This window comes from Pseudoalteromonas sp. CO348 (assembly GCF_004208845.1).
GTDB classification, from domain to species: domain Bacteria; phylum Pseudomonadota; class Gammaproteobacteria; order Enterobacterales; family Alteromonadaceae; genus Pseudoalteromonas; species Pseudoalteromonas maricaloris.
In genome coordinates, this window is record NZ_SGPI01000042.1 from 68,575 (window position 1) to 76,144 (window position 7,570).

The window sequence follows — 7,570 nt, forward strand, 5'->3', positions numbered from 1 at the left end:
TGCACCTCCTTCTTTATTGCCACTTGTGCAGGACGCGGCGATCTTTTCATCAAGATCGCGGAGTAAACCCACTCCCATCACACAACACTGCCGCTAGATAATTGCCCAAATATCACCGCTGGTAGGAGCCGCTTCACGCGGCGATCTTTTCAACAAGACGCGCGAACATTTCCTAAACCTCAATCCAACGCGGTCAACGCACGATACATATCATAAGCAAACTGGTCAGTCATACCGCTAATAAAATCTTGAATAAGACGGCAGCGATAATAAAACTCAAATATCGGCTCGGCTTGCTCAGCCTCACTAAGCTTCGCGACCGTTTCGCGGTATACCGCAACATACTTTTTGGAAATCCGATTAATCAATCGCGACTCTATCGCAAAGTCATGGTCGCCATTTAATGCTGCGTTAAATTCATCAGCGTCTAAGTCAAGCACTCGCTTATATTCATTCAATATGCTGCTGGTGATCTTGTAGCCTTGAAGCTCCAACTGCTCTACTTCTTTATTCGAAAACACCTTGTTGGCCGCCACTGTTTTCAACGACTTTACAATAGCGTGAAGGTGGCTATTATCTTCCAGTAACGAAGCATTAAAACTCCCTTCGTAGATTGCATCAATATTATCGATAAAACGCGTTTTGGCATGTTCTGCAAGCGGGTGCAACAGCCCCACGCGGAGCCAAATAAAAAATTCATTATCAAAATTCGCCATATGCTTGCTGGCTTTGTCATTGGCATAGTGCAGCTTTTTACTCATAAGCTCTAACAGCTTGTCATCGGTGATCCCAAATCCAGCGGCGATATTTTGATATTCCTCTATTAAACAGCCCGTTAACTCATCTACGCTAATAATGCCTTTTTCTACAGCGTCTTCCATATCAGCAAGGCAATAAGCAATATCGTCAGCCGCTTCCATGATATAAGTCACAGGATGGCGATTACCCACTTGGATCTGCAATTTGTCGCACAGCTCACTGATAAAACCACTTTCACTAAAATAGTATCCTGCTTTCTTTTGCAGATAAGACTTATCAATGGCTACGGTTGATTTAGGTGTGGTCGCGCAGCGGGTATATTTCATCACAGTGGCACATTGTGAATAGGTAAGGTTAAGCCGAGAAAGCGTATGAATAACGCGAATGGCTTGGGCGTTACCCTCAAAACTACAAATATCGAGCAGTAACTCCATTTCTTGATTCAGCACCGCCAGATCAGACGCCTTGCTCTCCTTTGAGCCATACCTAAGCGCCGCCCGAGCACTTTTTGCAAACTGTTGATGCTGGTTCAAATAGCGTTTAAACCAATCATTGATAGCGGCCTCGCCAAAGTGACCAAATGCAGGGTTACCAATATCGTGCATCAAACAGGCCATTTCAGACAAGGTGACCAAACACTCAGACAAATCCACTTGCTGGCCGTTTTTATCTTCATATTGCAGCAAATCTTGTCTACCTTGCTGCACCAGCGCATCAACAATTTTTTTAGCAATGTAACGGCCGTTTTGTTGCACCTCAAGCGAGTGCGTTAAGCGCGAACGCACCGCCGCATTACGCTCCAGTGGAAACACCTGAGTTTTTTGTTGCAGCCGTCTAAGCGCAGCACTGTTGATAATACGCCCACGGTCGCTCTCAAGGCTACTCGCCTCACTGCCACCGGTATTGTAAGAACGCTCGTTTGTTATTTTATTTTTAAAGTGCATGCCACTTTCCTGTTGAGACTCAAGCTACATTTTCAATGTAGGTGAATGTGGAAAAGTTGTAAACCGTCCAAACTATTCAAATGGCAATGTTGTATTTTTGTTTTCTTTGTTATTAAATTGGTTTCTAGTTTCATTATAGGGACTAGCTAATTCAACTAAAGGAATGACAATGAATACAAATGTGAAAAAAGCGCTGCTAGCCGGAATTTTACTTTCCCCTGCATTTTCTAGCTTTGCTGTCGATTCAAGTAAAGGCTACTCAGATCTTTACAACTTCAATAAACACGGCAAATGTCGTTATGAACAAGTAAACTTAAACTATCAAGATGACTCCCATAGTAATTACGCTAATAACTTTCGTGATGAGCTGTCACAGTACAATTACTTGAACTTGGCTGGAGGATTAAATAGAAAGCTACTACGTGGTAGTTGGTATAGCCTAGATAATCAACTATTTTTAGTTGGTGGCGTCAATGTATCAAAGTATTCAGGCCCGTCTTCGACGGGCTCTGCGAAAGCTGCACCAATGGCAATACAACGTGGTGATTGGACTTATTACGTTATCAATGGTGCGCATTCCGATTGCGCTGTAGCTAATATGCCACCGAATAAAAACTACGAACGCTTAGTTATTGCTGTTGGTGCCTATAACTATAAAACTGGTGAGATTAAGGAGCCTGTTATAGTCCATGTGAAAGAAACCAGTGACTTCCACGATACGGGAGTCATCAATATGGATGATAAAGGCTATGTTTACGTATTTATTTCAGGCCGCAACTCCAATCGTGGCGGATTAATCTATCGTTCAACTTTGAAAACCGATTTATTAAGAGATGGTAATGTAGGCGCATTCGAACTTGTTCACGCTGAGAATGAATTAGGTAGTGCCCTAGATAGAGAGCACAACTGTCCAGATAGCAACGCTTCTTGTCACTACCTTGGCTTTACTTATCCGCAAGCCTGGTGGGTAGAGGATAAATTTGTACTATTGAATACTCGTTACATCCAAACAACAACGGCTATGAGAGACAAGTTTCGACAGGATGCCCGTCGGCAGCTTTATTTTACGGAAGTTGCGCCAACTAATGCGAGCACCCAACAAGTTGCTGTTAAGCCTAGTAAAAAACTAGTTGCACTGGATGATAAGCTGAGTTTTGGACATTATGCTGTTAGTACAGAAAAAGATGGTGTTATCGCGGTCGCATTTAACGTGCACGTACCCGATCGCTGTACCATTAATGGCTTTTCAACAGCAGACTGTTATGCTCGAGGCAAGGATGGAGGAGGCCAACTTCGCCATTACCCGAATGATAACCGAACAAATCTGTATTTTATGTACTCCAGTGATAACGGAAGAACTTGGTATAACCGCAATGGGCAGCGCTTAATTGATACTTTTTATAATGAGTATATTAATAGCTTTAACAAGCTAAACCAGGCCTTGCTGTATCAACCAGACAATAACGTCGATCTTGTTGATGGTTATAACCCATATACAACCACTATAGTTAAGCGCATTTACGTTAAAGATCTGGATATTACCGTCAACGACCGAAAGCAAGTCACCTCGTTAAAGGTGTTAGTTAACGAGACTGACGGGATCCACGGTTTTGTTCCTAAGACCGCGTCTGAATCGAGAAAAATGATCCGCACGCTTGTGATAGATCAACAAGGTAATAAATCCTATGTAGGTTGCTACAATGCATCAGATTGTTGGGCTGATCACGCATATTCTTCGGGCGCGATTCGTACAGAAAATAACAGTGGGTATAGTGAAATTGCTTTCCCTATGTCAAGTGGCGATAGCTTAGCTGGCGGAAAGGTTCATTTGTATAATAGCAACCTCAAGTCAACCCAAGGTATTCAAGCTTGGAGTTATTTGGGCGCTCAGCATTACACAGATCCAAAAGAAGCCAACTATATTCGTAAAATCCACGATGCGAAGTCGATAACGGGAGCTGAGCCAGTTTATTTTTGGGCTCAAAGCGGAACCGACAAGCTTGTTGATTTAGTGCTCTCTGGCAAAAATGGTCGCCAAGTTCAACTGAATGGTAACTTTGGAAGTAAAAAGAAACTGAGCTGTCCAACACAGTACGTTTTCAGAAATTGTAATTAGAACCTGCTATTTTCCTGAGGCCGTGATGCTTGAGTCGCGGCCTTTTTATTTCCATAATCTGTGATTGGTATGTTGCTAGTTGTAAATATTGAAATTGCAGCATAAACAGAACAGCGCGAACCTAAATGTATTAACGCACTTCAGCTAGCTTTTACAAAATATTTAGACCCCTAACACACAAAAACACCATTCAAGCCAGCAAAGTGATAAAAATAGTTGTAATGCATTGTAATAGGCGAGCTCATCTATATTTGTTATTTTTGTGGGGTTGGTTTAATCATTGTGTTAATAGTCTGGCAAAAAATATCCAACACTTTAGTGGCAAAAACATCGGAATTTGACGTAAATCACTACAAAAATTATGGATTTTCGGGTTTAATACTCTCAGCATTCGTTTACATCTAATTTCAAATGAATATATACAGCGGTTAAGGATGAAGTAACCGCTCACGAACAGGATCTTTATGTGTTTGAGCGTTTATCTAACCGTTTAGATTAGTAAGATCAGCTTTACTATGGCATCACGTTGGCAACGGACAGCAAATGTGAATTTGCAGAGTTTCAATGGTGACATGCAACCGCTTTATCAGGAGTTTCTTCTTGAATTACCAAAGTGTGAGAAACGTCTTATTCACATTTTGGACGCTGGTTGTGGCAGTGGCAGCGACGCTGTCGCGTTCAAACAACTTGGCTATGAAGTCAGCGCAATGGATGCGTGCGAAAAGCTAGTGAAGATTGCCGCTACACAACTAGGCCAACCAGTGAGACACTAATTCTTTGAAGAGATACAAGATATTGCTGCTTTTGATGGTATTTTGGCTTGTGCCAGCCTTTTACATGTTGCAGAGAAAGACCTGTCGAATATTTTTGTGAAGTTATAATACGCGCTTAAACCTCATGGCGTGTTGTATGTTTCGTTCAAATAGGGATGCTCCTGTATATATTAGCAGCATAGCAAAGTGTGCATAAAATAGTAGCGAGAATGGCGGTGAGCAGAAAATGTAAGTAACTTTTTATTCATATTTATGCAGCAAAATTTAAATCAGAACATTTTATCATCAATGTGGGTAACAAATTGCCCACTAACCAAACTCTAAAAATAAGTAAAAGGATTATGAAATGAAAAAGCTGATTATTGCTGCGGCATTGAGCACGTGTGCGTTTTCTTCTGTGGCTGCCGAAGTGGTATTACACGATGTAAGCGTGTATGCAAATAGCACGGTAAAGCTTGATGTATGGGCAAGTGCATACAATGCGTATGGTTATTGCCATATCAACGGGTTTGATGATGCGGTTCGTTTTACCACTAAATGTGGTGAAGATGAGTCTACTTTTGCACGTTATGACGGTGGCACAAAGTGGGTTCAAAAAGACAGTGGTTCAAAAAACCAGTGTTATGAACTGCTTGAAACCGTCACTTGCGTGAACAACTAACAGCCTGTCGGTGACTGTGTCCTCCGATCGCACTTTAGTAAGTATTTGGTCGCATTTGCGGCCTTTATTATTGCAATTTTATTAGTACCTCGTAGAGCTACCTTTCTCACCGCTTGCTTGTTCCTGTATGCGATTTAGACTTTGCGTACATTCCACACTTCGATTAGAACTTCCATTCTATGGGAGCACAGATTTAACTGGCTAGACCGAAGTTTATCTTAGAGAATAGATTAACAAACCAGTTTTTTGCCAAAAGTGTGGGAATAGGAGAATTAACCTAATATAAGAAATGGCGAGAGCCTGACACTTTTACAGATAGAGAGGTTGAATTAATCGCAGCTTTTGTAGACAGTAGTTTCGAACATATAAAAGTTTTGTGTCTTTCTACCATCACCGAATTTATTTCATACATTGTGTCAGTTACCTTATTATTGTCTAGTCTCCAAGTTACCTAGCGAACCAAATTAGAAAGGTAGAGTATGAACCAAGCCCTTAAATTTTTACTGTCTATCATAATCGTCGTCGTGACTTTTGTCGTGTCAGCAACCTTGGCTGGGATGTTGGCGGAGTATGCGGGCTGGTGGAAGAAGCCGGTGATAGGCGGTGTAGCAGCAGCTTGCGTAGTGTTGTCGGGTTATGTGAGTGCGCCGGTTTATAAGCTGTATTCTGCGGCGGTATGGCTGTTGATTGGTGCAGTTGCAGCTTGGGTGATGTCGAGTGTGTTTATGTATGCTGAGGATGCCGACACCTCAGTGCCTTTGTATGTGACCTATGCAAGCGGTGTATTTGCTTTGGCGCTTTGCTGGGTTTGGCAGCGTCGAAAGGTTGTGTGAGGGATTGGTTCTCTGTAATGGAGTGCAAGAGATCGTCGCGTAAAGCGGCTTCTAACTGCGGAAGTCTAGCTTGGTTATTCTCACTATCACGATATTTCAATAAAAAATAGGATTGAGGGTCAAGGAATGAAGGGCGCTTGGAGCGAGTGGAAGGAGGCTATTTTTAAGGCCTGTTTAGTTGTGTTTTCTGTGTTGTTGTTTCTCTTTTTTGATGGCCGTGAGTTTTGGTTTACTCAGATACAGCCTCAAATAACCAATATGCTAAGCAACCAAAAAACTGAATTAAATAATGCGCCTGTGGTTTCAGAGCAAAAGTTCAAACAACCAAGTTCAATTCAGTCACCAAACGGGGATACCTATGACCATCAAACGAGTTTAAGACAGTTTGGTCGCTGTGTTTCTCAGCAAGCTGAGGGAATCAAATACCGAGTTGAGAATGGGATATACACTTGGGTTGATGAAAGAGGCATTACGAATTACTCGGATAAAAAACCGAGTTCTGCGGCTAAGCATTATCAGCCAGAGCGTAATCGTGCTCTTGATTTCTTTGACCTCAATATCTCCGGTCCAAATATCACGGAAAAGTTTAAAAACACCTTGAGCGCTAAATTGAATGCCGTATTTAGAGGGTATACCAGTATTGTTGGCTTGGAGGCGATGCAAAAGGTGACGCTCAGGATCAAGGTGCTACCTAATCGGCACGAATATGAGCGAGTGATTAAATCCTATGGTGGCAATCCAAAGGGTAATGTTGGTCTCTACTTGGGTAGATACAACCTTGCTTTGGTCGAGCAGAGAAATCATCATGCGACGATGCAAACCGCCGTTCATGAAGCGGTGCACGCTATTAATCAGGCTGTGATTGGATATACGCCGCGTTGGTTAAATGAGGGACTTGCAGGCTATTTTCAAACCGTAAAAGTGACGATGCAGGTTGGCACTGTTGCACCAAATCAAGCTAGATTACATCGCGGTTATATTACAGGGCGAGTGTTATCGCCTTATGAGCTTATCAATGCAGAATCCAAGTGGAAGTCTTACAACTCTGAGCTGATGTATAAAAGTAGTTGGGCGGCCATCCATTTTTTGATGTCTACCACGACTGGGAGACTGAGTTTGAAAAAGTTGATGCTGCAAGAGCAAACTGAGCGATGTCGTGCTTTGAGTAACCGTGAGTCACAAGCTCTGTTACGTGTGCATTATCCAAACATAGTTGATAGATTCGCCGCCTTTATACAGAGCCCAGTAGAACCGCAAAGGTTGTGATCCTGAGTTTGACGCAAAGATCGCCGCGTAAAGCGGCTCCCCCCAACGGGGGGAGTGTGGTGAATGCGGATTTATTCCTCGATGTTTTATGAAGAGATCGCCGCGTGAAGCGGCTCCTATCAGTGGTGGCTAGTGTGGTGGGAGATGTATGGACTCCTCCCCCTTAACGGGAGAGTACGGTATAAAGATATTGCAAAACACTTTTACCAAATAAGGAG

General features: G+C 42.5%; 6 protein-coding genes. 5 read left to right on the forward strand and 1 reads right to left on the reverse strand.

Features of this window, described 5'->3' with window-relative positions:
- Positions 1–179 precede the first annotated feature (179 nt).
- On the reverse strand, positions 180–1,703 hold the full coding sequence (gene dgt / locus EXT48_RS23380) for a dGTPase (RefSeq protein ID WP_130166009.1): 1,524 nt from the start codon (positions 1,701–1,703) through the stop codon (positions 180–182).
- A 169-nt stretch (positions 1,704–1,872) separates the two neighbouring features.
- Here dgt and EXT48_RS23385 point away from each other — a divergent pair, with 169 nt between their 5' ends.
- The 5 genes from EXT48_RS23385 (at position 1,873) to EXT48_RS23405 (ending at position 7,352) form a co-directional block, all read left to right on the forward strand.
- Entirely contained in the window at positions 1,873–3,819 is a 1,947-nt protein-coding gene (locus EXT48_RS23385; protein ID WP_165384140.1) for a BNR-4 repeat-containing protein, read from the forward strand.
- A gap of 545 nt (positions 3,820–4,364) precedes the next feature.
- On the forward strand, positions 4,365–4,592 hold the full coding sequence (locus tag EXT48_RS23390; protein ID WP_165384141.1) for a bifunctional 2-polyprenyl-6-hydroxyphenol methylase/3-demethylubiquinol 3-O-methyltransferase UbiG: 228 nt from the start codon (positions 4,365–4,367) through the stop codon (positions 4,590–4,592).
- A 346-nt stretch (positions 4,593–4,938) separates the two neighbouring features.
- Positions 4,939–5,253, forward strand: a complete 315-nt coding sequence (locus EXT48_RS23395; protein ID WP_069021981.1) for a hypothetical protein — start codon at positions 4,939–4,941, stop codon at positions 5,251–5,253.
- Positions 5,254–5,732: 479 nt separating this feature from the next.
- A complete protein-coding gene (locus EXT48_RS23400; RefSeq protein WP_130166012.1) occupies positions 5,733–6,086 on the forward strand; it encodes a hypothetical protein in 354 nt (117 codons plus the stop codon).
- A gap of 126 nt (positions 6,087–6,212) precedes the next feature.
- Entirely contained in the window at positions 6,213–7,352 is a 1,140-nt protein-coding gene (locus EXT48_RS23405) for a DUF1570 domain-containing protein (protein WP_130166013.1), read from the forward strand.
- Positions 7,353–7,570 lie beyond the last annotated feature (218 nt).

What these genes read in the sequence shown, in the direction of transcription:
- dgt (WP_130166009.1), bottom strand. Translation starts at nt 1,703, where the DNA reads ATGCACTTTAAAAATAAAATAACAAACGAGCGTTCTTACAATACCGGT.
- EXT48_RS23385 (WP_165384140.1), top strand. Translation starts at nt 1,873, where the DNA reads ATGAATACAAATGTGAAAAAAGCGCTGCTAGCCGGAATTTTACTTTCC.
- EXT48_RS23395 (WP_069021981.1), top strand. Translation starts at nt 4,939, where the DNA reads ATGAAAAAGCTGATTATTGCTGCGGCATTGAGCACGTGTGCGTTTTCT.
- EXT48_RS23400 (WP_130166012.1), top strand. Translation starts at nt 5,733, where the DNA reads ATGAACCAAGCCCTTAAATTTTTACTGTCTATCATAATCGTCGTCGTG.
- EXT48_RS23405 (WP_130166013.1), top strand. Translation starts at nt 6,213, where the DNA reads ATGAAGGGCGCTTGGAGCGAGTGGAAGGAGGCTATTTTTAAGGCCTGT.